This window comes from Ruegeria sp. HKCCD7296 (genome assembly GCF_013110775.1).
In the GTDB taxonomy this organism is placed as follows: domain Bacteria; phylum Pseudomonadota; class Alphaproteobacteria; order Rhodobacterales; family Rhodobacteraceae; genus Ruegeria.
Map to the genome: position 1 here is coordinate 30,144 of NZ_WVRF01000022.1, position 25,877 is coordinate 56,020.

The window sequence follows — 25,877 nt, forward strand, 5'->3', positions numbered from 1 at the left end:
AGACGAAACATGGCGAATGCAAAAGGCAAAGTCACACAGATCATCGGGGCCGTCGTTGACGTGCAGTTCGATGACGCGCTGCCTGAAATTCTGAACGCGCTGGAAACCACCAACAACGGCAAGCGTCTGGTGTTGGAAGTTGCTCAGCACCTGGGTGAAAACACCGTACGTACCATCGCGATGGACGCGACCGAAGGTCTGGTCCGTGGCGAGGAAGTAACCGACACAGGCGCGCCGATCTCGGTGCCGGTTGGTAACGCCACCCTGGGTCGTATCCTGAACGTAGTTGGCGAGCCGATCGACGAGAAGGGCCCGGTTGAAGCGTCTGAGGCCCGCGCGATCCACCAGCCTGCACCGACCTTCGACGAACAGTCGACTGAATCGGAAGTTCTGGTTACCGGCATCAAGGTTGTTGACCTGCTGGCCCCTTACGCCAAAGGCGGTAAGATCGGCCTGTTCGGCGGTGCCGGCGTTGGTAAAACCGTTCTGATCATGGAACTGATCAACAACATCGCAAAAGTGCACTCGGGCTTCTCGGTGTTCGCGGGTGTTGGTGAACGGACCCGTGAAGGGAACGACCTGTACCACGAGATGATCGAATCGAACGTTATCAAGCCGGACAACCTGTCGGAAAGCCAAGTGGCCCTGGTTTACGGTCAGATGAACGAACCTCCGGGTGCGCGTGCGCGTGTTGCTCTGACCGGTCTGACCCTGGCCGAGCAGTTCCGTGACCAGTCCGGTACCGACGTTCTGTTCTTCGTCGACAACATCTTCCGCTTTACGCAGGCGGGTTCCGAGGTTTCGGCTCTGCTGGGCCGTATTCCTTCGGCGGTGGGCTACCAGCCGACACTGGCCACCGACATGGGCGCCCTGCAGGAACGCATCACCTCGACCAAGTCGGGCTCGATCACCTCGGTGCAGGCGATCTACGTGCCTGCGGACGACCTTACCGACCCTGCGCCGGCAACCTCGTTTGCGCACCTGGACGCGACCACCGTTCTTAACCGTGCGATCTCGGAAAAGGGTATTTACCCTGCGGTTGACCCGCTCGACTCGACCTCGCGTCTGCTCGACCCAGCTATCGTTGGTGAAGAGCACTACAAGGTTGCGACCGACGTTCAGCAGATCCTCCAGCGCTACAAGTCGCTGCAGGACATCATCGCCATCCTCGGCATGGACGAACTGTCGGAAGAGGACAAACTGACCGTGGCCCGTGCCCGTAAGATCGAACGCTTCCTGTCGCAGCCGTTCGACGTGGCCGAAGTCTTCACCGGTTCGCCCGGCGTTCAGGTTCCTCTTGATGTGACCATCGCGTCGTTCAAAGCGGTTGTCGCTGGCGAATACGATCACCTGCCCGAAGCAGCCTTCCTGATGGTTGGCGGTATCGAAGAAGTGATCGCCAAAGCCGAGAAGATGGCAGCAGAAGCCGCCTAAGGAGTATCCCTGATGGCAAACACGATGCAATTCGACCTCGTCAGCCCCGAGCGGAGCCTTGCTTCGCTCGCGGCCACCGCGGTCCAGATTCCCGGCGCGGACGGGGACATGACGGCGATGCCCGACCATGCCCCCACCATCACCACGTTGCGCCCCGGTCTGCTGAAGGTTGAGGCACCTGAAGGGTCCAGCGAATACCTGGTCACCGGCGGGTTTGCCCAGATCAACGGCGACAGCCTTTCGGTTCTGGCCGAAAAGGCCATTCCGGTGGCCGAAGTAACCCGCGCGCATCTGGACGAGCTGATCGAAGACGCTCGCGCCTCGCACGAGGCAGCAAAGGGTGGCGATGATCAGACCATTGTCGACGATGCCGCCAAGCTGCTGGCCGACATGGAAGCGCTTGGGACACATATGAGCCTATAACCGGCTTGTCCGTGAAAAATTTGGACGGCCTCGCTTTGCGGGGCCGTTTTTTTGTCGTGCTTTTGCCGAATTGCCGGGATAACTTTCGGGAATTCAAGAATAATGATGACAGAATGAAAAAGTTCCTTACCCATCCCATTGGCATTGATCAGGGCGAAGATGTGCTGTTTTCGGAATTTGCCGAAGGCGGTGAGATGTGGACAGGGCAGGGCCCCAGGGAACGTCGCACGCCCATTCAGTTCAAAGAACCGTTTCGCAAACCGCCTGTGGTTCAGATCGGTATATCGCTATGGGATGTAGATACGTCTTCGGCGCTGCGGGCCGAGGTGCAGGCTGAAAACATCACCACCGAAGGGTTCGAAGCGGTGTTTCGCACATGGTCCGACACTCGTATCGCTCGCATCCGAGCAAGCTGGACCGCGATAGGAGAGGTCGCGCACCCGGATGACTGGAATATCTCCTGATCCGGGTTCAGACCATCGCGCTTTAAGGAAGCGCAGGTGTCAGTTTCCCTGCGCTTCGATCATGTCCACCCGCGTGGCGTGGCGGCCGCCTTCGAACTCGGCACTCAGAAACGCATCAACGATGTCCAGCGCCTGACCTTCGCCGACAACGCGCGCACCGATTGACAGCATATTGGCGTTGTTGTGCTGGCGGATCATTCGGGCCGAAAAGGCGTCTGAACAAACGCCACAGCGAATGCCCGGCACTTTGTTTGCGGCCATCATGATGCCCTGGCCGGTGCCGCAGAGGATGATGCCCAAACCGCAATCACCGGATGCAACAGCTTCGGCCGCGGCTTTGCCATGCTTGGGGTAGTGGGTGCTTTCCGGTGTATTCGGGCCGATATCGACTACGTCCCAGCCTTGTTGCGCGATGTGTTTCGCCACAGCCTGGCGCAAATCGATCGCGGCGTGGTCACTGGACAGAACAATACGTTTGTTTGCGGACATCGGAGGTCACTTTCCTCTTTCGCGGATCCAAGCTCATGCTAGCGAGGGGCAAGCAGAACGGATCAGTGTTTCAAAAAGCAAAAGGGCGGCTTGTTTGGCCGCCCCTGGGAACTCAATCCATCTGGTACATGGATTCGTAGATCGGCGTAAGTGTCTTGTCTTCGAATAGCGAAGACACGCTGGTGCCGTTCCAGATGTTCAGGATTGCCTGAGTAAAGATTGGCGCGGTTGGCACGATGCGAATGTTTTTGGCCTGCGCAATCTCTTTTGTGGGTTGGATCGTGTCGGTCAGAACAAGCGACTTCATCACCGAATTGGTGACACGTTCAACCGCCGGGCCACTCATGACACCATGCGTGATGTAGGAGTGAACCTCTTTCGCGCCGTTATCCAGCAGGACCTGCGCCGCCTTGCAGAGTGTGCCAGCGGTATCACACATGTCGTCCACGATCAGACAGATCTTGTCTTTTACGTCTCCGATCACCGTCATTTCGGCCACTTCACCCGCTTTCTCGCGGCGCTTGTCGACGATCGACAGCGGGGCATTGATCCGCTTGGCCAGTTCGCGGGCGCGGGCCACGCCGCCGACGTCTGGCGAAACAACCATGATCTCGTCCATGTTGTTCTTGAACTGATGCTTCACATCCAGCGCAAAAATCGGCGAAGCATAGAGGTTGTCCACCGGGATATCAAAGAACCCCTGAATTTGTGCTGCGTGCAGGTCCATTGTCAGGACGCGTTCGATCCCAGCACCTGTCAGCATGTTGGCAACAAGCTTGGCGCTGATTGGTGTCCGGGCCTTGGTGCGACGATCCTGACGGGCATAGCCGAAATAAGGGATCACGGCTGTGATCCTTTGTGCGGAAGAGCGGCGCAACGCATCGGCAATGATCAGCAGTTCCATCAGGTTATCATTTGCCGGGTTCGACGTCGGCTGGACGATGAACATGTCCTCGCCCCGGACGTTTTCGAACACTTCGACAAAGATCTCGCCGTCATTGAACCGCTCGACCCGCGCATCGACCAGACCCTGGTCAACGCCGCGATACAAGCTCATGCGGCGAGCGATGGATTCGGCAAGCGGAAGATTGGCGTTCCCAGCGATGAGCTTGGGTTCGTGGAGTGTCGGCATCGGCTGAGGTCCCCGGGCAGCTTTGGCAATGTGACAGAATCGTGATGTTGACACCGCTTAGCACGGGTCTAACGTCCCGCAAAGGCAACGCAGCGGAGAAAGTGAACATGACCCAGATTGACTACTATTTTGCGACAATTTCGCCCTACACCTATCTGGCCGGAAACCGACTGGAAGAGGTTGCGGCGAAACATGATGCGACCATCAACTACAAACCACTGGACATCATGGCCTTGTTTGCGCGCACCGGGGGCACAGCACCAAAAGACCGCCATATCTCGCGCATCGAATACCGCGCGCAGGACTTGCTGCGTCAAGCCAAACGTCTGGGCGTGGAGTTCAACCTGAAACCCGCGCATTGGCCCACCAATATGGCCCCGTCTTCTTATGCAGTGATCGCTGCGGCCAAAGATGGTTCGGGGGATGTCGGCAAGCTTTGCCAACTGATCCTGCGCGCTTGCTGGGCCGAAGAAAAGGACGTGTCACAAGATGATGTGATACGTGAGTGTCTGGCAAATTCCGGGTTTGATCCTGACCTCGCCAATAGCGGTTTGCTGGTTGGGGCAGAGACATATGCCACCAATCTGGAAGAGGCCGTGGACCAGGGGGCCTTTGGTGCCCCATTTTACATCACACCGGACGGTCAGCGGTTCTGGGGTCAGGACAGTCTGGATGATCTGGACAACCATCTAGCCGAGATGAAGGGATGACAGCTTCGGCTGCCTCGGCGCATTCCGTCTTCGTTCGGCGGTTGGGAGAGGGCGCGCGAAAAACGCTCGCCCTCCATTGCACCATTGCGCATTCCGGCGTGTGGTCGGGATTGGCCAAGGCGATGGACGGGAATGCCTCTCTGGTCGCGCCGGATATGTTGTCACACGGGCGTAGCCCGGATTGGGACGGGCAGGGGGACTTCTTTGATCACGTCACCAATAACGCTGCGGCTGAACTGGCGGGGCAGATGGACGTCGTTGGCCATTCCTTTGGGGCGATTATTGCACTGAGACTGGCCTTGGAACATCCCGAGCGCGTGCGCAGTCTGATTCTGATTGAACCCGTCTTTTTTGCCATAGCACACCGGGACGCGCCGGATTTGTTCGATCAGCATGAGAAAGATATTGAGCCGATAAACAGCGCCTTTAATGCGGGCGAAAACGCTCTGGCCGCGCGACTGTTCAACCGGATGTGGAGCACTGGCATCAGCCCGAAATGGCCTGACTTGCCCGAACGGACGCGCGCTAATATGGTGCGTGGGATACATGCCGTGCCAGCTGTACACCCGGTGCTTTATGACGATCAAGCCGGGTTGCTCAAGGCCGAGATGCTGGAACGTGCCGTCATGCCGACCCTGATCCTAAGCGGATCAGAAACCCATCCTGTAATCCCCGCCATCTGCGCCGGTTTGGTTCACCGCTTGCCCTATGCGCGCCATGCGGTGGTTCAGGGCGCGGGGCACATGCTGCCCATTTCGCACCCTCAAGACACAGCGGCTCTGCTGAAGGCGTTCTGGAAGCCGATCCCTATAGCAAGTTGAGAAACTGATCGATCTGGGACGTTCCAATAGACCAGTCGCACACTAAGCGGCATGCCAGGCTTTCACCATCATCCGCGCCGTCCAGTTCATCCCCCCATAGGTGATAGACGGCACCGGCGTCATGCAGTTGCTTGTGCTTGGCACGCGAGAAAGAAGCAAAAACCATGTTGGCCTGCGGTTCATGCAGGAATGTCGCCCCCTTGGCGCGCAATCCGTCGGCCAAGTGCGCACAGTTGGCGTTGGCCTTCCGGGCCAGTTTCAGCCAAAGGTCATCTTCGAGATACGCGGCCATCTGTGCGGACAGATAGCGGTGTTTCGAGAACAGATGCGCCCCGCGTTTGCGGCGGAGTTCAAATTCCCACGTTTTGCTCTCGTCAAAAAACACCACCGCTTCGACGCCCATCAACCCGTTCTTGGTGCCGCCAAAGCTGACGGCATCCACGCCTGCTTTCCACGTCATTTCAGCTGGCGAGCAATTCAGCGAAACCAACGCATTGGTAAAGCGCGCACCGTCCAGGTGCACAGGCAGGTTATATTCCTTCGCGACACTGCAAAGCGCCTGCAACTCTTCCAAGGAGTATACCGATCCGCGTTCGGTAACTTGAGTGATCGACACTGGCCCGCGTTGCGGTCCATGCACGCCTCGTGTTTCTTCACCCAGAATCGAACCGCGCAATGCTTCAGGCGTCATCTTGTCACCGCCAGGCACAAGGGTCAGCTTGGCGCCGCTGTAAAATTCAGGCGCGTTGCACTCATCCTCGTGGATATGGGCAACCGGAGAGCAAAAGACCGTTTCCCATGGGTTGGACAGTGTAGCAAGAGCCAGAGAGTTCGCCGCTGTCCCGGTTGCCACAAGATACACGGCAGCCCCCGGAGCCTCGAAAATGCTGCGAATGCGGTCTCGCACCTCGTTCATCAGCGCGTCAGCACCATAAGCCATCTGATAGCCTTGGTTGGCCTCGGCCAGTTTGGCCATGACCTGAGGATGAACCGGCCCGGAATTGTCAGAGGCAAAATACATCAGCTTGGCTCCTCGATAATGTAGTCTTCCCACTCTTCCATGGGGGTTTCGAACTCAGACACCGTGCGCCCCTGAACCGAGACGCCCGCCGCATGAACGCTGTCAGGCGTACCTGATATCAGAGGATGCCAATCGTAAAGAGGCTTACCCTCCCAAAGCAGTCGATAGGCACAGGTTTGCGGCAACCAATAGGCGTGTTCATCTATGTTGTCGGGTGTCATGACAATGCATTCAGGCACAAACTGGTGCCGGATATCGTATTGCGTACAGCGGCAGCTTTCATCGTCCAGCAGTCGGCAGGCGACACATGTCAGTGCGACCTCGCCCGAGTCTTCGTCTTCCAGCTTGTTCAGGCAGCACTTGCCGCAGCCGTCACATAACGCTTCCCATTCGCGCTGGTTCATCTTGCGCAGGGGTTTGCGTTCCCAGAACCGGGCGGGTAGGCCGGTGCGTTCGATCGGATCCGTGCTCATAAGGCGGCCAGAATGCCACGGGCTTTTTCGCAATCTGCATCCATCTGGGCAATCAGCCCGTGCAATCCGTCGAATGTCAGTTCAGGACGCAGGAAATCGATCAGGCCCACTGACAGGGTTGCCCCGTAAAGGTCACCCGAAAAGTCGAAAAGGAAAGTTTCGATATTGGGCACTTCACCTTGGAACATTGGCCGCACTCCAATCGAAGCTGCACCCTGATAGCTGCTCTGATGCGGGCCATCCAACACGTCCACCAACACGGCGTAGACACCAAATTTGGGAAGGTGCAGCCCTTCGATGGACATATTCGCAGTTGGAAACCCCAGTTCGCGCCCGCGCTGCTCGCCCCCGATCACCTCTCCTTCAATCCTGTGCCAATGACCCAGCATTTCGGCGGCGTCCCGTGGGCGACCTTCGGTCAGGGCGGTTCGGATGGCGGTTGACGAGACCACATTTGCAGACCGCTCCATCAAGGGGGCAATGGTTACGCCAAATCCCATCTCTTTACCAAACCGGACCAGGTCGTCAGCCGTACCGCTGCGGCCCTTTCCAAAGCAAAAATCAGCGCCCACCACAATATGAGACAGGCCCAGCCCGTCACATATCACGTTGCGCGCAAATTCTTCCGGGGACAGCCCAGCCAGTGCTGCGTTGAACGGCAGTTCATAAAGTTTTTCCACGCCCAGTTTTTCCAGCCGGTGCGCCCGTGCGTTGCCGCGCATCAGACGGAATGGTGGCGAGTCCGGTGCAAAATATTCACGCGGATGCGGCTCGAAGGTCATGACACCCAGAGGCGCGTCAGGGGCCGCCTTGCGGGCCAGTTCGATGACCGACTGATGCCCCACATGGACGCCATCAAAATTGCCGATCGCCACGCTGGCGCCGCGATCTTCTGGCTCGACAAACTGGAAATCCCGGATGATGTGCATAGGCGATTGCGTAGCGTTGCGTCGCGATTTGTTCAAGCGGCAGTTTGAATTCTGCGAACCCGCCCCTCCGAAACTACCTGAATCCCGAAACCCGGCTCCTATGACACGCAAAATTATCTACTGCCCCATATGCTGCGGATGCTCAACTGCTTGATTTAAAAAAAATCCAGAGTGTAGACTGGACCTCCGGCTTTCAGTACGTGCTGCGACCCGGAAAAGCCGGGCCTGGTGCATTTAAGCCCAGCACAGGAGGCAGACCCATGTATCGATTGCGCCTGTTCGCGATTCGTCACGCCCGTTCGTTCGAGTGGGTCTACAAGTGCGTCGAACGTGGAATGGTTGCGATGGATCCGCTTTTTGCAAAGATCGGGTACAACCGCGTTGAACGTCCCATTGCTCTGGTCGAAAAGGGTGTCAAAACCCTGTTGTTCGACTGCAAGATGTGCGGGCAGTGCGTGCTATCATCGACCGGCATGTCCTGCCCTATGAACTGCCCAAAGCAATTGCGCAACGGTCCCTGTGGCGGCGTACGCCCCGGCGAGTTCTGCGAAGTGAAGCCTGACATGAAATGCGTTTGGGCTTTGGCCTGGGATGGTGCCAGCCGCATGCGGCGTGGGGAAGAAAAGATAAAGGAAGTTTTACCACCGGTAGAACATTCGTTGAAAGGATCGTCATCGTGGTTGCGGGTCAGCCGCGAGATAGCGGCACAGAAGCGCGAGGCGCGCGATGCGGCGCGTGTAACCCTTGCAGAAGCCTTTCCAGAAGCGCGCGAGAATGAACCTTCTTCGGCACCTTTAGCCACCGAGCCGCCCAACGCAATGAATCGGGATCTTAAGAAATGAACGATGCCCATCACGGTGAAGTCGAGCCGATCGGCTATGTTCCCGTTCCCGAAGGGTACGTGTCGCACAGCCGGTTAGAGAGGGTTTTGCGTTCGGGCCGTTTTGCCGTAACGGCTGAATTGAATCCGCCAGATAGCGCCGACCCTGAGGATGTGTTTCAAGCGGCTCAGCCTTTGGGTGAGGTCGCGGATGCAATCAACGCAACCGATGCTTCGGGCGCGAATTGCCATATGTCTTCGATTGGGATTTGCGCGTTGTTGACACGCGCTGGCTATTCGCCAGTGTATCAGATTTCTTGCCGAGACCGGAACCGCATTGCCATTCAGGGTGATGTTCTGGGGGCCGCGGCGCTGGGTGTGAGCAATGTCCTATGCTTAACGGGTGACGGCGTTGGCGTTGGGGATCAGCCGGGGGCGAAACCGGTGTTCGACTTTGATTCCCTGACATTGCTGCGAACGATTCGAACGATGCGCGATCAGGGAAAATTCCTCTCGGGCCGAAAAATTACGCGTCCACCCCAGTTGTTCCTGGGGGCTGCAGAAAACCCCTGCATACCGCCCTATGAGTGGCGTCCGGATCGTCTGGCTAAAAAGGTCGAAGCTGGTGCTGAGTACATTCAGACCAATTATATCTACGACATCCCGTTGTTTGAGAAGTTCATGGCACGGGTGCGGGATGCCGGTTTGGACAAGAGAGTTTTTATTATTGCTGGTGTTGGCCCCATTGCCTCGGCTCGTGCTGCACGTTGGATGCGCAGTAATGTGCCCGGGATTCATATCCCTGATCAGGTTATTGATCGAATGGAGAAGGCCGAAAAGCCGGCCGAAGAAGGCAAGAAGATCTGTATCGAATTGATCCAGCAAATTCGTGACATCGCCGGGGTCTCTGGGGTCCATGTGATGGCTTACAGGCGTGAGCACGTAGTGTCAGAGATCATTCTGGAATCTGGTGCCTTGAAAGGGCGCAGGCGTGCGCGTTCGTCCTGAGGGTGCACTCAGAATGCATGAATTGGGACGTAAAAAAGCAAAAAGGCACCCGTCGGGTGCCTTTCCTGACATAGGTTGGTTTGCCGATCAGTCGAACTTGCGCGATGGAGCCAAAACCATGGCCTCTCCGATCAGGACTTTCTTGCCGTCGACCGAGCAATGGCAATCCAGTTTGACCCGGCGCTTGGAAAAATCGATGTCGATCACCTTCACTTCGGCATAAACCATGTCGCCGGGGCGCACGGGTGCCAGAAATTTGAGCGACTGCCCCATGTAGACAGTGCCGTGACCGGGAAGCTGTTCGCCAATCACTGCCGAGATCAGACCCGCCGTCAGCATCCCGTGTGCGATACGGCCTTCAAAGATGGTATCGCGGGCATAATCGTCGTCCAGATGCACAGGATTTCGGTCAGTCGAAACCTGCGCGAACATCTCGATGTCTTCATCCGTCACCACTTTGCGCAGGTGGCGGGACATACCCATTTCGATGTCTTCGATACAGATCGTTCCGCGTGGAAGATTATCCAACATGTTGCCCTCACTCGAGATCGGCCGTGAAAGAAAAAACCATCTTTAGGCCAAGGTTGGCAACTTTATTACTTCGCAGCTGCAGAAAATCAAGTCTTTTCTTACTACCGCAAGCGACCAATTGTGTAGGTCGGATTTATTTTTTCCCTTTTGATATAATCGTTTAAGGATTCGTGATGCGGGTGGTGCGACGTTTTTGTTTCGGCTGCGGCCAGACCGCCTGAGATAAACAGAGAATCAATGCCCTCTCCCATGCCGCCCAGAATATCCGTATGGGGTCCGTCGCCGATCACCAGAATGTCGCCGTCAGGGACATCATGACCCAGTTCTTGCAGCCTGCGACGGGCCAGATCATAGATCGGTGGATGCGGTTTGCCGAAATACAGACTCTCGCCACCCATTTCGGTATACAGCTTCGCCAAAGCACCGGCACACCACTCGCGCACTTCCCCTCTGTCCACAACAATGTCAGGGTTTGCACAGAGCAGTTTCATACCCATCTGCTTGGCGTAAAGAAAATCGGGCCGGTTCACATCAGGATCAGCCATCGGATCGAATGGCCCACAGCAAACAATGCCTTCGGCCTCCTTCAGCGACACGCGTTCGATGTGGATCGGGTGATCTAGCAGCTTTAGAGGTTCGAAAAAGCCTGCATCGCGCTGCCATTCACCCATGAAATACACCTTTTGCCCAACGGCTCCCCGGAACATCGCCGACCGCGCGGAATCCCCGCTGGTCGCAATGGTGTCATAGGCGTCTGAGGGCACGTTGAACTGACCCAATTGCTCTGCCACGCCTGCTCGGGGTTTCGGAGAGTTCGTGACCAGCACAACAACCCCGCCATTTGCGCGATAAGTCTGCAATGCCGCAACAGCTTCGGGATAAGCGGTGATACCGTTGTGAACACAGCCCCAAAGGTCGACAAACAGCGCCTTATAGCGGTCAGAGATCTCGGCAAGCGAGGAAACGATCTGGGTCATGGGGGCCTCTATGAATATGTTCGCGGTTGCGACAGCTATGGCAAAGCTTGGGGTCGAACACCATCCCGCTTTCCATTTTGTGCTGAGGAATTGGAGAATCCTCTATTCGTCTTCGGTCACGTCGGTCACGTCCGGGGCTTGCTGTACGTTATCTGTTCCCAAAATGACCTGAGCTCCAATGCGGGTCTGATACCGGATGATGGCCAGATAGCCGGGGCCAAGTTCTTCCTGCAATACGTCAACAAGGGATGTTTCACGGAGCCTTTCCGGCAGCAACGCGGCAATAGAAGAGACTTTGAACTGTGCCTCGGTCCGTGTCTCCAGATAGCGATTATAGGTGGATTTCCCGAGCTGCAGCACGACGACGACCAAAAAGGCGAGCGCGACGAATACGCTGGCTGTAAAGTTCAGTTTGCGCTTGCCCTTGCTGAAAACCACAGACCGCGCGGCATAAACCAGATAGACCGCACAGGCGGACAGAATGATCGCGCCTAGGTTTGTTGCGAATAGAAGTCCCGCTTCATACGCTTCGGCTGGTTCGCCAAAATACAACAAAATACCTGCTGCCGAGAGCGGCGGAACGAGCGAAACACCAATCGCTGCGCCGGGCAGAAGGCTCAGTTCGGACTTTTTGATCTGCACATAGGCGCCGGCGACACCGGCAGCCAGTGCGACGATCAGATCCTCGGTGCCGGGATCCGTGCGCGCAAGGACCTGATCGGGGATCAGTATCCCTCGTGGGACGTCCGCGACATAGACCATGAACCAGGCCATCAGCACGCAGGCACAAGCCGCCAAGCACACCGTAAGAGCAAGAGCAACGGCACGCTTTAGCCAACCCATGACCATCGCGGCAGCCACCCCCAGGATTGGAGTCATTAGTGGCGCGACAAGCATGGCTGCAATCACGACGGCCCCGGAGTTGCGCAGCAGTCCCATGGTGGCAATCACAACTGACAGGGTCAGCAACATTGCAAAGCGTCGCCAATAAGCGGCTTTGTCCGTACCTTCAAATCGAAGGATGCCTTTGGTCGTACTGAGGCTGCGAATAACGATGGTGTTTGCCTGATCTGGTTTGAGTTTCGTACCCAAGGCCAGACTAACAACCGATTCCGGTCCCGCAAATGGCGAATGTAAAAGAAAAAGGCGCCCGAACGGACGCCTTTCGTCTGGGTTGCGCGCAGATCAGACCTTGAGGTTTGGAATGATCTGCTTTTTCCGGCTCATGATGCCCGGCAGGACAACGGCATCCCCGTCGACGGCTGCGCCAAAGCTTTTCTCGGCAACGGATTTGACCAGATCGTTGGGCACCAGCAGCGTGGCTTCTTCATTCAGGATATCAACCACGAACAACAGAACCTGATCGACACCGTCTTCTGCGGCCACGTCCACCATCGACGTCGCCAGGCTGGCCTTGCGGTCCAGAACGACGCCGGGGGCAGTGGTTTCCAGAACCGAGACGCGGAACTTGGTGCCGTCCACTTCGTATTCCTTGCTGTCCATGCGGATCAGCTCTGCGTCTGAGAAGGACGAGACGTCAGACTTTGCGGCGAACATGTCGGCTGCATAGGCCGATATATCCAGTTCCAGCTCAGCGGCCAGCTTTTCCGCCACCGCGCGGTCATGCGCTGTGGTAGTGGGCGAGCGGAATTCCAGCGTGTCCGACAGGATGCAGGTCAGGGCGGCACCTTTGATGGCGTCGGGCATTTTGGCAGCATCGTCACCCATCAGGTCGACCATGATGGTTGCAGTGCAGGCCAGCGGGCGTACGGTGATGTCAATCGGACCTTTGGTTTCCAGACCGCCGACCAGTTTGTGGTGGTCGATGATCGCGCGGATATCTGCGTCGTTGATGCTGGCAGGCAGTTCCGCCGGGTTGTTGGTGTCGACGATGACCACCGGGGTGTCTGCAGTTACATCTTCGATGATGCGTGGTTTGGGCAGGTCCCAGTTGTCCAGCATAAAGGCTGCCTCAGTGTTGGGCTCACCCAGCAGCACCGGCTCGGTCTGTTCACCCTTAATCTCGTTCAGGTACCACGACCACAGGATCGGCGAGCCTGTGGAGTCAGTATCAGGGGATTTGTGGCCAAATACGAGTGTTGTCATGTCAGCGTCCTGCGGAATGAAAATTTGCGGGCCTTATAGGTCGGGCAAACCCGGTTGTCACGCCGCAGTACACTGTCTGCGACGCTTAGTCTGCAATATGCCTACCTGCTCAGAATTCCGCCCGCTTCAGAGTGTACCCAGACTGCTCTAACTGGTTCAGCAGGCCGTGGTCATCGCTGAAGTGACCAGCCCCAACCGCAATGACAGCTGTCTGATCCCGGATTTCGAGAATTTGTGCCATCCAATTGGCATTTCGTTCGATCAAGAGCTGCTGTTCGAAGTCTGCCCACTCGGCCTCGAACTCTGCGGCAGACAGGCCCGACAGCTCTTGCCCCAGAATACGGCCAAGGACAAAAACCTCGGCGTGTTTTTCATCAAAGTATGAGCTGGCCATGGTGGCGATCTGGTCTTCGGTGTTTTGAAAGGTTCCGGCCATCCGCGCGAGCGATTGCGCCTGTTCTTCGATCGGGTAAGCGTCGAACATGGCCATAAGGTCTTCGACACTTTCCAATGAATATTGCGGGATACCGTGGTCCGTAGCCAACTTCGCCAGACGTGCGTCCAGCCCATTGGTTCCGTCAGGGTTCTGAACAATGCAGGTCGGCAGAGCCAAAGTCATACTCAGAAACCAGGGGCGCATCTTGGCGCCCATCCAACTGGGAATCCCGCGTTCGGCCATCGCCGCAGTAAGAGTGTTCCAGTCTTTTTCTGGGATCAGATCGACAAGTGTGGGGCCCGAAGTTATCAGGACCGGGCTTGGGTCAGCGGCCAGTTTCTTTTCCCAAGCTTCCATCTCATCCTGTCGGATTTCAAAATAAAACGCGTCGGCCTGAATTAGCTTGGGCGTCAGGCGCTCGACGATCGCATCCATCTGCGGGTAATTCAGGTGCATTGTGCCCACGAGGTGCAGAACGGTGTCATCTTTGGTCGCAACCCAATGATTGCCTTCTGGATACAGAATACCTGCCAGTTCGTCTTGCGCCTTGGCTTGAACCTCAGGCGACAAGTCCCCTCTCAGGTCGCGCCCTTCGCAGCCTGCCTGCGCCACGGCGGGTAACAAAAGGCCAACGATGAAAAAAAGCAGGCGCATTGGTGGAATTCCTTTGAAATCAGTGTTTCGGAAACAGTGTACCGGTGGGCGGGATGTTTCAAGTTCCATCGCATCGGCTGAGGTATGGGCTGGCATTCCACGGCAGTTTGCGTAGCATAAACCCATGACCCGCGAACAGGACCTCTATCCTCCGATCAAAGCGCTGTTGGAGCGTCAGGGATATACCGTCAAGGGCGAGGTCGGGGCGGCTGATGTCGTTGCGGTGCGCGAGGGTGAAGATCCCGTTATTGTCGAACTTAAACTGCGGTTCACGCTGTCGCTGTTCCACCAGGCCGTCACCCGGCTGAAGCTTACCGATCAGGTCTATATCGCTGTCAGCAAGCCCACGGGTCGAAGCGCGCGACGGGCGCTTAAAGATAATCTGGCGCTGTGCCGTCGCTTGGGCCTGGGTCTTATCACAGTACGGGCTGATGAAACGGTCGAAGTGCAATGCGATCCCGGCCCCTATGCGCCGCGAAAGAACAAATCCAAAGCCACACGGCTGCTGCGGGAATTCGACCGGCTGGAAGGGGACCCGAACGCGGGCGGGGCCACGCGGCATGGGATTGTGACTGCCTATCGGCAGGATGCCCTGAAATGTGCGGCCTATTTGGCCGAATATGGACCTACAAAGGGGGCAGAGGTTGCCAAATCGGTTGGTGTGTCGGTGGCCACGCGGCTCATGCGCGAAAACCACTACGGGTGGTTCGAGAAGGTTGAAAAAGGTGTCTACGGGCTTACGGCTCAGGGGTCTGAAGGATTGAAGCACTGGGCCTACAGCTGGGAACAGACAAACTGATCCGAGCTGCGAAAAAATCCCTCACAACTTGTTGACTCGGGGTTTTAGACTCCCTAGCTATGCGTCGTTATCACTCACACACTCCGAGTGCTAACGCCTCGCCTGAGGGCGAGGGGAGGATAGATAAACTTTGAGCCCAAGGAGCTACAAAGATGGCATTGAAACCGCTTCATGACCGTGTGCTGGTTCGCCGTACCGAAAGCGAAGAGAAAACCGCAGGCGGCCTGATCATTCCTGACAGCGCAAAAGAAAAGCCCAGCGAAGGCGAAGTTGTCGCAACCGGCGAAGGCGCGCGCAAGGACAGCGGCGAACTGATCGCGATGGCGGTCAAAGCTGGCGACAAGATCCTGTTCGGCAAATGGTCGGGCACCGAGGTTCAGGTCGACGGCGAAGAGCTGCTGATGATGAAAGAAAGCGACATCATGGGGATCATCGAGTAAGCGACAAGCTTCCTCTGATCTTCATTACAAACTTATTTCTCAAGGAGAAACGACATGGCTGCAAAGGACGTCAAATTCGACACCGATGCCCGTAACCGCATGCTGGCAGGCGTAAACATCCTGGCCGATGCTGTTAAAGTGACCCTCGGCCCCAAAGGCCGCAACGTGGTTCTGGACAAATCCTTCGGCGCGCCGCGCATCACCAAAGATGGTGTTTCGGTTGCCAAGGAAATCGAACTGGAAGACAAGTTCGAAAACATGGGCGCGCAGATGGTGAAAGAAGTCGCCAGCCGCACCAATGACGAAGCCGGTGACGGCACCACCACCGCAACCGTTCTGGCGCAGGCAATCGTTCGCGAAGGTCTGAAGCAGGTTGCAGCGGGCCTGAACCCGATGGACCTGAAGCGCGGCATCGACCTGGCAACTGCCAAGGTTGTTGAAGGCATCAAGTCGGCTTCGCGTGAAGTTAAAGACTCAGCCGAAGTTGCTCAGGTTGGCACCATCTCGGCCAACGGCGAAGCAGAAATCGGCCAGCAGATCGCAGACGCGATGCAGAAGGTTGGCAACGAAGGCGTTATCACCGTCGAAGAAAACAAAGGTCTGGAAACCGAGACCGATGTTGTCGAAGGTATGCAGTTCGACCGTGGCTACCTGTCGCCTTACTTCGTCACCAACGCAGACAAGATGATTGCAGAACTCGATGACTGCATGATCCTGCTGCACGAAAAGAAACTGTCTTCGCTGCAGCCGATGGTTCCGCTGCTCGAGCAGGTGATCCAGTCGCAGAAGCCTCTGCTGATCATCGCGGAAGACGTTGAAGGCGAAGCGCTGGCAACTCTGGTTGTCAACAAACTGCGCGGCGGCCTGAAAATTGCTGCTGTCAAAGCACCGGGCTTCGGCGATCGCCGCAAGGCCATGCTGCAGGACATCGCCATTCTGACCGGCGGTCAGGTCATCAGCGAAGATCTGGGCATGAAGCTCGAGTCCGTCACCATGGACATGCTGGGCACCGCGAAGAAGATCGAAATCACCAAAGACGAAACTACCATCGTCGACGGTGCTGGCGAGAAAGCCGAGATCGAAGCCCGCGTTGGCCAGATCCGTACTCAGATCGAAGAAACTTCGTCGGATTACGACCGTGAGAAGCTGCAAGAGCGCGTTGCCAAACTGGCAGGCGGTGTTGCTGTTATCCGCGTCGGCGGCATGACCGAGGTTGAAGTGAAAGAGCGTAAGGACCGTGTGGACGACGCTCTGAACGCGACCCGTGCTGCTGTGCAGGAAGGCGTTGTTGTAGGCGGTGGTGTTGCTCTGGTTCAGGCCGGTAAAGCACTGGAATCGCTGGAAGGCGGAAACGCTGATCAGAGCGCGGGCATCAACATCGTTCGCAAAGCGATCGAAGCTCCGCTGCGCCAGATCGCCGAGAACGCAGGTGTTGACGGTGCGGTTGTTGCAGGCAAAGTCCGTGAATCTTCGGATGCAGCATTCGGCTTCAACGCGCAGACCGAAGAATATGGCGACATGTTCTCGTTCGGCGTGATCGACCCGGCCAAAGTTGTTCGTACCGCTCTGGAAGATGCGGCGTCGGTTGCGGGCCTGCTGGTCACCACCGAAGCCATGGTTGCCGACAAGCCTGCCAAAGAAGGCGCGGCACCTGCAGGCGGCATGCCCGACATGGGCGGCATGGGCGGCATGATGTAAGCTGCTTTAGCCATAGTGCTTGTTTTCGGGGTCGCCTTCGGGCGGCCCCATTTCGTTTTGATAACCGTTTTGCGGCTATGCCTCTCGCGGGCGCATTTTGGAAAAGTCGAACAGTGGGCCGCATGTAGATGGATTGTGAGTGTCCATATCGCTTGCAACCGGATATGCGGGTTCCATGCGACTTATTTTTCTGACTGCCCTGACCATGTGCGCCTTTGCAGCGAATTCCATTCTGAACAGGATGGCAATCGACAGTGGTGCCAGTGATCCAGCCGGGTTTGCGATTGTGCGGGTGCTTGCGGGGGCGCTGGTCTTGACTGCGCTGGTGTTGGCGCGCGGCGGAGATGTGCCTTTGCGCAACCGCCGGCGGCTCATTGGTGCGGGGTCGCTCTCGGTGTATATGATAGGGTTTTCCATTGCCTATCTGACACTTGATGCAGGGCTGGGGGCTTTGGTGCTGTTTGCAGTTGTGCAGATCACAATGTTTGCGTTTACCGCTGCCTCGGGAACGCTTCCCACCCGTCAGCAACTGGCAGGGGCGGCCATCGCTTTAGGGGGGCTGGCCTGTGTGCTTTGGCCTTCGGGAACCGTGCGGGTTGATCCGGTGGGCACTGCTTTGATGGTCGCGGCCGGTATCGGCTGGGCCGCTTACTCCTTGGCCGGGCGATCCGAGCCTGACGCCCTGCAGGGCACGGCTGCGAATTTCGTCATCGCCTTGCCTGTCACCACTTTGGCCCTGCTGGTCACGGGGGCAGAATGGCAGATGACTGGATTGGGCTATCTGCTGGCGGCTGTCTCGGGGGGCATCACGTCTGGTTTGGGATATGCCCTATGGTATCGCGTGCTACCAAACCTTGCGCCAACAGTTGCGGCGGTTGTTCAACTCAGCGTGCCTGTCATTGCGATCCTGGGAGGTGTTGTGCTTTTGGGCGAAAGTGCAAACGCCCGACTGATCGTTGGTGCCTCGCTGGTTCTGGGCGGTATCGCGCTGGCTGTGCTGCGACGTCAACAGAGCTAGGGCTTTCATCAGCGGCTCATAGGCTTTATCTGGCGGACATGAGACTTCTGACCGCTTTACTTTTATGCCTTTTCCCGTTTTCCGTCAGCGCGAAATGCGTGGTCCTACTGCACGGACTTGCCCGGACCGAAGCCTCGTTTGCGGTGATGGAGGAGTTGTTCGAGGCACACGGCTACACCGTTGTGCGCCCCGGATACCCCTCGACCGAGATTGGCATTCCGGAATTGGCTGAACAGACTCTGCCGGGTGCTTTTGCCTCGTGCGGGGAGGACAAGGTCAATGTCGTGGCGCACTCCATGGGCGGCATCCTGCTGCGGTATTGGCTAAAGGATCATCATCCCGCCAACATGGGTCGCGCCGTCATGCTCGGCCCGCCGAACCAGGGCAGTCAGCTGGTCGACGAGCTCAGCGCGTGGGAGGTATTCGGATATCTGAACGGTCCAGCCGGTCTGCAGTTGAGTACAGGCCCTGAAGGTATTCCGCGCCGTCTGCCTCCGGTAGATTTCGAGCTGGGGGTCATTGCGGGGGATGAGTCCCTCAACCTGGTTTTTTCCTCGCTGATCGACGGGCCCGATGATGGCAAGGTTTCGGTTGAAAGCACCAAGGTGGAGGGTATGGCCGATCATCTGGTCCTGCCCGTCACCCATACCTTCATGATGAACAACCCTCAGGTCATGGCGCAGGCGCTACATTTTATCGAATTCGGCCGGTTCGATCCGCAGATCACTTGGCTCGATGGTGTGATGGACATAATTGACGAGATCTGCATTGGGCAGGACTGCCAAGACCCGGATTCGGAGTCCACACGATGACCGCATTGGAGCTGACTTTAACCGGCGCAGATGTTCTGTTGCCGGGCCAGGGCGTGTCTCGCGCTGACCTGACCATTGCTGACGGTGTGGTGCAGGTGGAACCGGCCGGACGCAGTGTTGATCTGTCCGGCTATCTTGTCTTGCCTGGCATCATCGACCTGCATGGGGACGGTTTCGAACGCCATATCGCCCCGCGTCGCGGTGCGATGAAGCAGATGAATGAAGGTATTCTGTCGGTCGAAGCCGAGCTTGCGGCAAACGGCATCACCACCGCAGTGCTGGCTCAATTCTACAGCTGGGAAGGCGGTGTGCGAGGTCCGGACTTTGCCGCGCAGGTGTTTAAGGCCATTTCCGCCGTGAAAGACAGCACAGTCACCGATCTGATCCCGCAATTGCGGTTCGAAACCAATATGCTTGACGACTATGCGGGCCTTGCCGGTCGCATCGCCGAATGGCAGGTGCCTTATGTGGTGTTCAACGATCACCTGCCGCATGATCGATTGGCGCAGGGCAAGAAGCCGCCGCGACTAACGGGGCAGGCGTTGAAGGCTGGGCGCAATCCGGATGCACATTTTGAAATGTTGCTCAACATGCACGCCCGCAGGAACGAAGTGCCCGCTGCGGTCGAAGCACTGTGTGCTGACCTTATAGATATGGGGATACGTCTGGGCAGCCATGATGACGCAACCGCTGAAGCAAGGGCATGGTGGCGCGCCCGAGGCGTCGGCATTGCCGAGTTCCCGGAAACGCTGGAGGCTGCCGAGGCAGCGCGTTCTGCCGGGGATCACATCATCCTTGGTTCACCCAACGTGGTGCGGGGTGGATCGCATAAAGGAAACGCCAGTGCGGTTGAGTTGATCGCCATGGGGCTCTGCGATGCGTTGGCGTCGGACTACCACTACCCCAGCCCGCGCCGGGCGGCGCTGATGCTGGCCAATACCGGCCTGCTTGATTTCGAAGGCGCGTGGAACCGGATTTCTTGTGGGCCCGCAAAAGTGCTGAATCTGACAGACCGGGGCACACTTGCCCCCGGCAAACGCGCCGATTTGGTCATTCTCGATGCAGCCACCCACCGGGTCGCAGCGACCATGGCAGGTGGGCGTGTCAGCCATATGTCAGGGGACATTGCGGCACGCTTTTTGAACGGAACGAGGCCGTAAATAAAGTGCTACTTTATCGCTTGATCCTGTTGAAATGCCCCATCTTGCGTCCTGCTTTGACCTCGGCTTTGCCGTATAGATGAAGCGCGACATCCCGTTCACGGGCCAATTCGGGCACACGATCCATGTCGTTGCCGATCAGATTCTCCATCACCACATCCGAATGGCGCTGCCCGTCGCCCAAAGGCCAGCCCGCCACGGCGCGAATATGCTGTTCGAACTGATCAACAGCACAGCCGTTCTGCGTCCAGTGGCCCGAGTTGTGCACGCGCGGTGCAATCTCGTTCACTATCAAACCAGCGGGCGTGACGAACAGTTCTACCCCCATGACACCCACATACTCCAACGCATTCAGGATGTTGGCCGCCAGCAGGATTGCATCTGTGCGCTGGGCAGGGGACAGGCGGGCAGGGATCGTGGTGGTGTGCAGGATACCGTCGCGATGTACGTTTTCGCCCGGATCGAAACAGGCCACCTGGCCGTCCAACCCTCGTGCTGCAATGATCGACACCTCGTGTGAGAAGTCTACGAACCCTTCCAGAATAGCAGGCGCGCCCGCCATGTCGGCCAAAGCAGCCTCGGCGTCCTCGGGGCTGCGCAACCGCGCCTGCCCCTTTCCGTCATAGCCAAAGCGGCGGGTTTTCAGGATGGCCGGTGTCCCGATTTGTTCAATTGCCGTACTCAGGCTGTCCAGATTGGAAACATCCGCAAACGGGGCCGTTTTCAGGCCCAGGTCTTGCAGGAAATTCTTCTCGGTCAAACGATCCTGGCTGACCCGCAGCGCTTCGCGCCCCGGACGGATCGGCCGGTGGGCTTCCAGAATGTCCAGCGCCTCGGTCGGGATGTTTTCGAACTCATAGGTGATCACATCCACCGCGTCGGCAAATGCTTTCAAGGCATCGATGTCGTCGTAGGCTGCCGTCGTGACACGATCCGCGACTTGCCCGGCGGGTGGGTTTGCGCCCGGTTCATAGATATGTGTGACAAAGCCCAGCCTTGACGCTGCCACTGACAGCATCCGGCCCAGTTGACCGCCCCCCAGAATTCCGATCACCGCGCCTTGGGCAAGCATTTCTGCCATCTTCAACTCTCCAAACGTTTGCCAATTGCACTCAACGCTGAATGCAGCGCGTCATGCGCGCCCTGATCCTTCAGGGTTTCTGTCATCTGCAAGCTCAATGTGCCTTCTGTCGCCAGAGCGTCACGCTCTTGCGCTAGCCGACCTGCGTTGCCTTTTTCCATCGTTGCCAGGAAGCCTGACATCAACTGGGTCGTATAGAACTCGGCCTTATCGGCTTCACCAGTTACATCGCCTAGCCACTTGGCACCAGTGGCCATCAGATCCAAAATGCCGGGAACCATGGCGCAAATTGCGAAATGTGCGTTCAGCGCGGATTCGTCCGCAACCTTGACCACAGGGTTCTCGGGCTCAAAAAGGTCGGCCAACAACCGATCGTTGCCAAAAGCAGCCATTGGGCAGCCTCCGGTTTCCAGAAAGCCCAGAGGAATGGTCTGCACGAAATCTGCCGCCGGTGCGCAAAGCCGAGCAAGTTGCTCAGCGGAAACCGCAGCCATGACTGAAACGATCTGCTGGTCCGCGCGAAAGGTTAGAGGGGTCAGAACCTCAGCCGCGATATGCGGGCGCAGGCACAGGAACACGATGTCCGAGGCGTCGAGCACTGCCTGGGGTTCAGCAATCGTCACGCCCAACTCGGCCTTCAAAGCGGCTGATACTTCGGTATTGCGCTCAGTCACGCAAATGTCGTGCCCTTTGGCAGCCATCAGCCGCGCGATTGGGGCGGCGATATGGCCCGTGCCGATAAGACCGATGCGGCTCATCCCTGCGGTTCCTCAGGGATTGAAGCCGACAACGCCTCGCGCCAGCTGTCCAGCCGTTCTGCCAAAGCCTCGTCTTGCAGAGCCAGAATGCCGGCTGCCATCAAACCGGCGTTGGCTCCTCCAGCGGACCCGATTGCCATCGTCGCAACGGGAAAACCCTTGGGCATTTGCACGATGGAATACAGCGAATCCACACCTGACAGGGCACGTGTCTGTACGGGAACTCCGATCACAGGCACCCGTGTTTTCGATGCCATCATGCCAGGCAGATGCGCAGCGCCGCCAGCGCCCGCGATGATCACGTGCAATCCACGCGATACGGCGGTCTTGCCATAGTCCCACAGCCGGTCTGGTGTGCGGTGGGCCGATACGATGCGCGCTTCATAAGCGACGCCCAGTTCGTCCAGAATATCTGCGGCTTCTTTCATCGTGGGCCAGTCAGATTGGCTGCCCATGATGATCCCGACTTTCACTTCGCTCATCCGCTTTTGTCCCTGCGCTCAGAAAGAACGCGCACTATAGCCAAATCCGGTTCTCTGGCAATGCGCTACAGGGTGTTCAGGCAATGATATCGGGGGTCAGGCGGTCTTCGATGATGCGGATGATGTCTTTCAGACGCAGTTTCTCTTTTTTCAGTCGTCGTAGCGTCAACTGATCCGCAGTTCCCCGGTCATGCAGCGCTTCAATCGCTTCGTCCAGATCGCGGTGCTGACGGCGGAAAACTTCCAGCTCAACCCGCAGAACTTCATCAGTTTTCATGGAAAGGTCAGTGGGCGCGTTCATTGGCGACTCGGGGTTGTTGTGGTGCTTGCCCAACAAGATAGTGTGTCAGACGTTATCGCGCCAGACCTTGTGGACATCCTGGTTTCTTCCCATATTCTATTACAGGCGGTTGCCGGAAAGGGGCCGCACACCACGTCGCTTTGACAATAAAGGACGAAAATACGTGTCGAAACTTACTCTTGGCTCATACCCGCATCTTTTGGGGTTCGAGCAACTGGAACGCCTTCTGGAACGGTCTGCAAAGGCTGGCAACGAAGGATACCCGCCCTATAACATCGAACAGACTTCGGACTTTTCCTATCGCATCACTCTTGCGGTTGCAGGGTTCGCCGAAGAGGATCTGTCGATCACTATTGAGGATCGCCAGCTGGTGATCCGGGGCCGTCAACGCGACGACAGCGAGGGGCGTATCTTCCTGCACCGCGGCATTGCGGCGCGCCAGTTTCAGCGCATGTTTGTGTTGGCTGACGGTGTCGAAGTGGGCGAAGCGATCATGGAAAACGGCCTGCTGCATGTGGATCTGACCCGCGCCGTGCCGGAAACCGTGGTTCAGACCATCAACATACGGAAGGGGTAAGAGCAATGAATACACCGATTGAGATCAACACCGAAGGCGACCGTATCGTTTATGTCAAAACGGTCGAGGTTGCCGATCTGCCGCGTGATCTGCGCGATCAGGCAGGGGATCTGGATCAGCTTTACGCTGTGCATGATTCCGATGGGCAGCAATTGGCGCTTGTGGCCGACCGCAAGCTGGCCTTTGTCTTGGCCCGTCAACACGACCTTTCCCCGGTGGCCGTTCACTGAACGGCCCCAACGCCTGATTTGGGCGTGACATTCCCAGCGACACGCGCGACACATAGGCACCGGCGAATTTCGCCGGAACGTGTTGTCAGGAATTTATCGCATGAACTGGTTCGAATTCGATTGGGTCGACGCCTTCAGTGATCGCGCTTTTGGAGGCAACGGATGCGCCGTGGTCCATGGTGGCGCGCATCTTTCTGAAAATGTTTGCATGGATTACGTGCGCGAAACCTCTCTGGTCGAGTGCACGTTTACCGGGCCATCTGACGTGGCCGATATCCGTGTGCGGTATTTTCTGGCCAGCCGGGAAATCCCCTTTGCGGGGCACCCCACCATCGCAACCGTCGCTGCCATGCGGTCTCGTGGGATGATTGAGGGCGATAGCCTGACATTGGAAACCGGTGCAGGGATCGTTTCCATCCGGCTGCAAGGTGCGCAGATTGAGATGACACAGGTCGCCCCGCAGTTCGGCCCGCGTGTGCCTGCTGATCTGGTGGCCTCTGCCGTAAACCTTCCCAGTGATGCCATTATTTCCCCGCCGCAGCTGGTGTCGACCGGATTGCCTTTTTGCATCACCGTCCTGCGCGACCATAAGGCATTGCGCGCGGCTCAACTGGTTGAAGGTCCCTTGAGAAAAGTGGCTGAGGCCGCTGGGTTTTCAGGCTCGGACATGGCTGAACCCTTCTTGGTCACGCTCTATGGAGCCACCGATGCGGGGGATACATTCTCGCGCCTTTTGCTGGCCCCTCCAAGCCCACCCGAAGACCCGTTTACCGGGTCCGCAACCGGTGCCATGGCGGCTTACTTGTGGAAATACGGACTAATGGCCAAAGACAGTTTCATCGCAGAGCAGGGGCACGACATGGGCCGCCCTGGCCAAGCCCGCGTTACTCGCGTCGGCCCGGCGGATGCGATGACCGGGATAAGGGTCGCTGGTCAGGGACATATCCTGATGCGCGGGCAGGTCGATCTGCCGGCAGATGCGCAATAAATGAACAAGCGTTAATCGACACCTGTCCGGAACCCCGTTTCCTTGCACAGCAAGCTACATCCATCCCAGCCGCAGGATCGGAGCGGCCTGTGCGTCAATTCCATGTCGATCACATAGCCTGTCCAGATATGACCCCGATGCAGGCAACCCGGCCATCCTGTTGGCTATCAGTTTTTTCTGATGTCCATAAATATGAACCGAATGAACGGCTTCCGTTTCGATGTCGTTTGGTGTGATGCGTGGATCGTGCAGTTTCCATAATTCCTCAGAGGCAAGAGGATACAGAGAGTCAGCCCCCATCGCGTTACGGTCTTCGCCGGTCTGGCGCAGGAAATGCGTAAAGGCTTTGGGCCCTGAACTGCCCCAGGGCAGAGTTTCGATGCCCCAGCTTTCACCCTTTGCAATCCTTTCCCGGCTGCGCCGTCTGACATGTCGTCCGCGCCAGGGTTGGGTAGGGTTCGCTGACATTACGAAATCCAGCATCAACGCAAGTGTCTGCGCGGTCTTCGGTAGGCGCAGAACTCCGGTAGGGAAGTCACAAGCTTTGGAATGCGCAAACACCCAATCGGACGGAAAGTCGAAGGCTTTTACACAATAGGCGTCAAGATCGACCCAGATGGCCTTGCTTTTTCGCATCAGGTGCAATCGAAAGATATCAGAGAACACGGCCACGCCCTGCCGGTCATCTGGGTGCAATGAATAGGACGGAGGCCAGAAAATTTCGCTGGCAGGGCGCGTTTGAGCACCTGCGGGGACGCCCTGCACCTCGTTTGGCAGATACAGAATAAACGCGTGCCCCCGATCCAGAAATGACTGTATGCACAGCTGCTCGAGCCAGCTCAGATCGGATCCGAACCAGAAACTGGAAATGATGGGCAAGCTGCGTGGCATGTCTGAAATTCACCCTGTTTCTGTGTGCACCGCACCAATCCGGCCAGCGCTTGTCAATCGGGCAAACAAAAACGGCCCCCGAAAACCGGAGGCCGAAAAATCTTTGTTTGTTGGCATCAGCTTGCGGCAATCAGGCCCATGCTTTCCAGTTTCAACAGAACCTGATGAGCGCAGTTGTCGACTTCGACATTTTCGGTTTCGACGCTCAGTTCAG

31 protein-coding genes are annotated in these 25,877 nt (G+C 57.3%); 16 read left to right on the top strand and 15 right to left on the bottom strand.

The features are described 5' to 3' along the window. Positions 1-9: 9 nt before the first annotated feature. The 3 genes from atpD to GS632_RS20460 all read left to right on the top strand — a co-directional run bounded on the left by atpD (position 10) and on the right by GS632_RS20460 (position 2,321). A complete protein-coding gene (atpD, locus tag GS632_RS20450; RefSeq protein ID WP_171181356.1) occupies positions 10-1,434 on the top strand; it encodes a F0F1 ATP synthase subunit beta in 1,425 nt (474 codons plus the stop codon). 12 nt (positions 1,435-1,446) lie between these two features. Beyond that, positions 1,447-1,857, top strand: a complete 411-nt coding sequence (locus GS632_RS20455) for a F0F1 ATP synthase subunit epsilon (protein ID WP_171181359.1) — start codon at positions 1,447-1,449, stop codon at positions 1,855-1,857. 113 nt (positions 1,858-1,970) lie between these two features. Further along, a complete protein-coding gene (locus GS632_RS20460; protein WP_171235984.1) occupies positions 1,971-2,321 on the top strand; it encodes an H-type lectin domain-containing protein in 351 nt (116 codons plus the stop codon). A 39-nt stretch (positions 2,322-2,360) separates the two neighbouring features. On the opposite strand, the gene rpiB is transcribed toward GS632_RS20460, so the two are convergent. Further along, complete coding sequence (gene rpiB, locus GS632_RS20465; RefSeq protein WP_171181363.1) at positions 2,361-2,810, bottom strand: ribose 5-phosphate isomerase B; 450 nt, start codon at positions 2,808-2,810, stop codon at positions 2,361-2,363. 112 nt (positions 2,811-2,922) lie between these two features. Next, on the bottom strand, positions 2,923-3,942 hold the full coding sequence (locus GS632_RS20470) for a ribose-phosphate pyrophosphokinase (RefSeq protein ID WP_171181365.1): 1,020 nt from the start codon (positions 3,940-3,942) through the stop codon (positions 2,923-2,925). A gap of 107 nt (positions 3,943-4,049) precedes the next feature. Here GS632_RS20470 and GS632_RS20475 point away from each other — a divergent pair, with 107 nt between their 5' ends. After that, a complete protein-coding gene (locus tag GS632_RS20475) occupies positions 4,050-4,652 on the top strand; it encodes a 2-hydroxychromene-2-carboxylate isomerase (protein WP_171181367.1) in 603 nt (200 codons plus the stop codon). Further along, positions 4,649-5,473, top strand: coding sequence for an alpha/beta fold hydrolase (locus tag GS632_RS20480; RefSeq protein WP_171238353.1), 825 nt, complete (start codon positions 4,649-4,651; stop codon positions 5,471-5,473). Before GS632_RS20475 ends, GS632_RS20480 begins: the two co-directional genes overlap by 4 nt. Here the strand turns inward: GS632_RS20480 and GS632_RS20485 are convergent. Genes GS632_RS20485 through GS632_RS20495 form a run of 3 tightly spaced genes read right to left on the bottom strand, consistent with a single transcriptional unit; the run spans position 5,460 to position 7,896 of the window. Then, a complete protein-coding gene (locus GS632_RS20485; RefSeq protein WP_171722390.1) occupies positions 5,460-6,494 on the bottom strand; it encodes a low specificity L-threonine aldolase in 1,035 nt (344 codons plus the stop codon). The genes GS632_RS20480 and GS632_RS20485 overlap by 14 nt on opposite strands. Further along, positions 6,494-6,967, bottom strand: a complete 474-nt coding sequence (locus GS632_RS20490; protein WP_171235988.1) for a YcgN family cysteine cluster protein — start codon at positions 6,965-6,967, stop codon at positions 6,494-6,496. Before GS632_RS20490 ends, GS632_RS20485 begins: the two co-directional genes overlap by 1 nt. Next, complete coding sequence (locus GS632_RS20495; protein WP_171722391.1) at positions 6,964-7,896, bottom strand: bifunctional riboflavin kinase/FAD synthetase; 933 nt, start codon at positions 7,894-7,896, stop codon at positions 6,964-6,966. The genes GS632_RS20490 and GS632_RS20495 overlap by 4 nt, the downstream gene beginning before the upstream one ends. A 260-nt stretch (positions 7,897-8,156) precedes the next feature. Between GS632_RS20495 and GS632_RS20500 the strand changes: the two genes are divergently transcribed. Further along, positions 8,157-8,738 (top strand): methylenetetrahydrofolate reductase C-terminal domain-containing protein, encoded by a 582-nt coding sequence (locus tag GS632_RS20500; protein WP_171722392.1) that lies wholly within the window; start codon positions 8,157-8,159, stop codon positions 8,736-8,738. Continuing rightward, positions 8,735-9,724 (top strand): methylenetetrahydrofolate reductase, encoded by a 990-nt coding sequence (locus GS632_RS20505; protein ID WP_171722393.1) that lies wholly within the window; start codon positions 8,735-8,737, stop codon positions 9,722-9,724. The genes GS632_RS20500 and GS632_RS20505 overlap by 4 nt, the downstream gene beginning before the upstream one ends. An 87-nt stretch (positions 9,725-9,811) precedes the next feature. Here GS632_RS20505 and GS632_RS20510 read toward each other — a convergent pair whose 3' ends face one another. From GS632_RS20510 to GS632_RS20530, 5 genes are all read right to left on the bottom strand, one after another. After that, complete coding sequence (locus GS632_RS20510; protein WP_171181379.1) at positions 9,812-10,255, bottom strand: MaoC family dehydratase; 444 nt, start codon at positions 10,253-10,255, stop codon at positions 9,812-9,814. 101 nt (positions 10,256-10,356) lie between these two features. Continuing rightward, positions 10,357-11,232: a TIGR01459 family HAD-type hydrolase gene (locus GS632_RS20515; RefSeq protein WP_171181381.1), complete on the bottom strand. Its 876-nt coding sequence runs from the start codon at positions 11,230-11,232 to the stop codon at positions 10,357-10,359. A 102-nt stretch (positions 11,233-11,334) separates the two neighbouring features. After that, on the bottom strand, positions 11,335-12,324 hold the full coding sequence (locus GS632_RS20520) for a DUF389 domain-containing protein (protein ID WP_171722394.1): 990 nt from the start codon (positions 12,322-12,324) through the stop codon (positions 11,335-11,337). 93 nt (positions 12,325-12,417) lie between these two features. Beyond that, positions 12,418-13,338 (bottom strand): manganese-dependent inorganic pyrophosphatase, encoded by a 921-nt coding sequence (locus GS632_RS20525; protein ID WP_171235994.1) that lies wholly within the window; start codon positions 13,336-13,338, stop codon positions 12,418-12,420. Positions 13,339-13,447: 109 nt separating this feature from the next. Further along, on the bottom strand, positions 13,448-14,428 hold the full coding sequence (locus GS632_RS20530) for a TraB/GumN family protein (RefSeq protein WP_171722395.1): 981 nt from the start codon (positions 14,426-14,428) through the stop codon (positions 13,448-13,450). Between the two features lie 124 nt (positions 14,429-14,552). Between GS632_RS20530 and GS632_RS20535 the strand changes: the two genes are divergently transcribed. From GS632_RS20535 to GS632_RS20560, 6 genes are all read left to right on the top strand, one after another. Beyond that, positions 14,553-15,227 (top strand): DUF2161 domain-containing phosphodiesterase, encoded by a 675-nt coding sequence (locus tag GS632_RS20535; protein ID WP_171238348.1) that lies wholly within the window; start codon positions 14,553-14,555, stop codon positions 15,225-15,227. Positions 15,228-15,379: 152 nt separating this feature from the next. Beyond that, a complete protein-coding gene (groES, locus tag GS632_RS20540) occupies positions 15,380-15,667 on the top strand; it encodes a co-chaperone GroES (protein ID WP_170352338.1) in 288 nt (95 codons plus the stop codon). A gap of 54 nt (positions 15,668-15,721) precedes the next feature. Next, entirely contained in the window at positions 15,722-17,365 is a 1,644-nt protein-coding gene (groL, locus tag GS632_RS20545) for a chaperonin GroEL (RefSeq protein WP_171235997.1), read from the top strand. Positions 17,366-17,540: 175 nt separating this feature from the next. Beyond that, complete coding sequence (locus GS632_RS20550) at positions 17,541-18,383, top strand: DMT family transporter (protein WP_171238346.1); 843 nt, start codon at positions 17,541-17,543, stop codon at positions 18,381-18,383. Between the two features lie 38 nt (positions 18,384-18,421). Continuing rightward, positions 18,422-19,195 (top strand): alpha/beta fold hydrolase, encoded by a 774-nt coding sequence (locus GS632_RS20555; protein WP_171238345.1) that lies wholly within the window; start codon positions 18,422-18,424, stop codon positions 19,193-19,195. Beyond that, complete coding sequence (locus GS632_RS20560; protein ID WP_171238344.1) at positions 19,192-20,355, top strand: alpha-D-ribose 1-methylphosphonate 5-triphosphate diphosphatase; 1,164 nt, start codon at positions 19,192-19,194, stop codon at positions 20,353-20,355. The genes GS632_RS20555 and GS632_RS20560 overlap by 4 nt, the downstream gene beginning before the upstream one ends. 13 nt (positions 20,356-20,368) lie before the next feature. Here the strand turns inward: GS632_RS20560 and GS632_RS20565 are convergent, their stop codons facing one another. From GS632_RS20565 to GS632_RS20580, 4 genes are all read right to left on the bottom strand, one after another. Continuing rightward, complete coding sequence (locus GS632_RS20565; protein WP_171238343.1) at positions 20,369-21,436, bottom strand: 5-(carboxyamino)imidazole ribonucleotide synthase; 1,068 nt, start codon at positions 21,434-21,436, stop codon at positions 20,369-20,371. Between the two features lie 2 nt (positions 21,437-21,438). Beyond that, a complete protein-coding gene (locus GS632_RS20570; protein WP_171181403.1) occupies positions 21,439-22,194 on the bottom strand; it encodes an NAD(P)-binding domain-containing protein in 756 nt (251 codons plus the stop codon). Continuing rightward, entirely contained in the window at positions 22,191-22,676 is a 486-nt protein-coding gene (purE, locus tag GS632_RS20575; RefSeq protein WP_171669479.1) for a 5-(carboxyamino)imidazole ribonucleotide mutase, read from the bottom strand. The genes GS632_RS20570 and purE overlap by 4 nt, the downstream gene beginning before the upstream one ends. Positions 22,677-22,752: 76 nt before the next feature. Beyond that, the gene (locus GS632_RS20580) at positions 22,753-22,977 is read right to left on the bottom strand and encodes a YdcH family protein (protein ID WP_050604880.1); all 225 of its coding nucleotides are present in this window, start codon (positions 22,975-22,977) and stop codon (positions 22,753-22,755) included. A gap of 163 nt (positions 22,978-23,140) precedes the next feature. Between GS632_RS20580 and GS632_RS20585 the strand changes: the two genes are divergently transcribed. From GS632_RS20585 to GS632_RS20595, 3 genes are all read left to right on the top strand, one after another. Beyond that, positions 23,141-23,554 (top strand): Hsp20 family protein, encoded by a 414-nt coding sequence (locus tag GS632_RS20585; protein ID WP_058275530.1) that lies wholly within the window; start codon positions 23,141-23,143, stop codon positions 23,552-23,554. A 5-nt stretch (positions 23,555-23,559) separates the two neighbouring features. After that, a complete protein-coding gene (locus tag GS632_RS20590; protein WP_050604806.1) occupies positions 23,560-23,784 on the top strand; it encodes a DUF1150 family protein in 225 nt (74 codons plus the stop codon). A gap of 100 nt (positions 23,785-23,884) precedes the next feature. Beyond that, on the top strand, positions 23,885-24,772 hold the full coding sequence (locus GS632_RS20595) for a PhzF family phenazine biosynthesis protein (protein ID WP_171722396.1): 888 nt from the start codon (positions 23,885-23,887) through the stop codon (positions 24,770-24,772). A 54-nt stretch (positions 24,773-24,826) separates the two neighbouring features. Here GS632_RS20595 and GS632_RS20600 read toward each other — a convergent pair whose 3' ends face one another. Beyond that, positions 24,827-25,663 carry a hypothetical protein gene (locus GS632_RS20600; protein WP_171238340.1) on the bottom strand — a complete coding sequence of 279 codons (837 nt, stop codon included), beginning with the start codon at positions 25,661-25,663 and terminating at the stop codon, positions 24,827-24,829. Positions 25,664-25,877 lie beyond the last annotated feature (214 nt).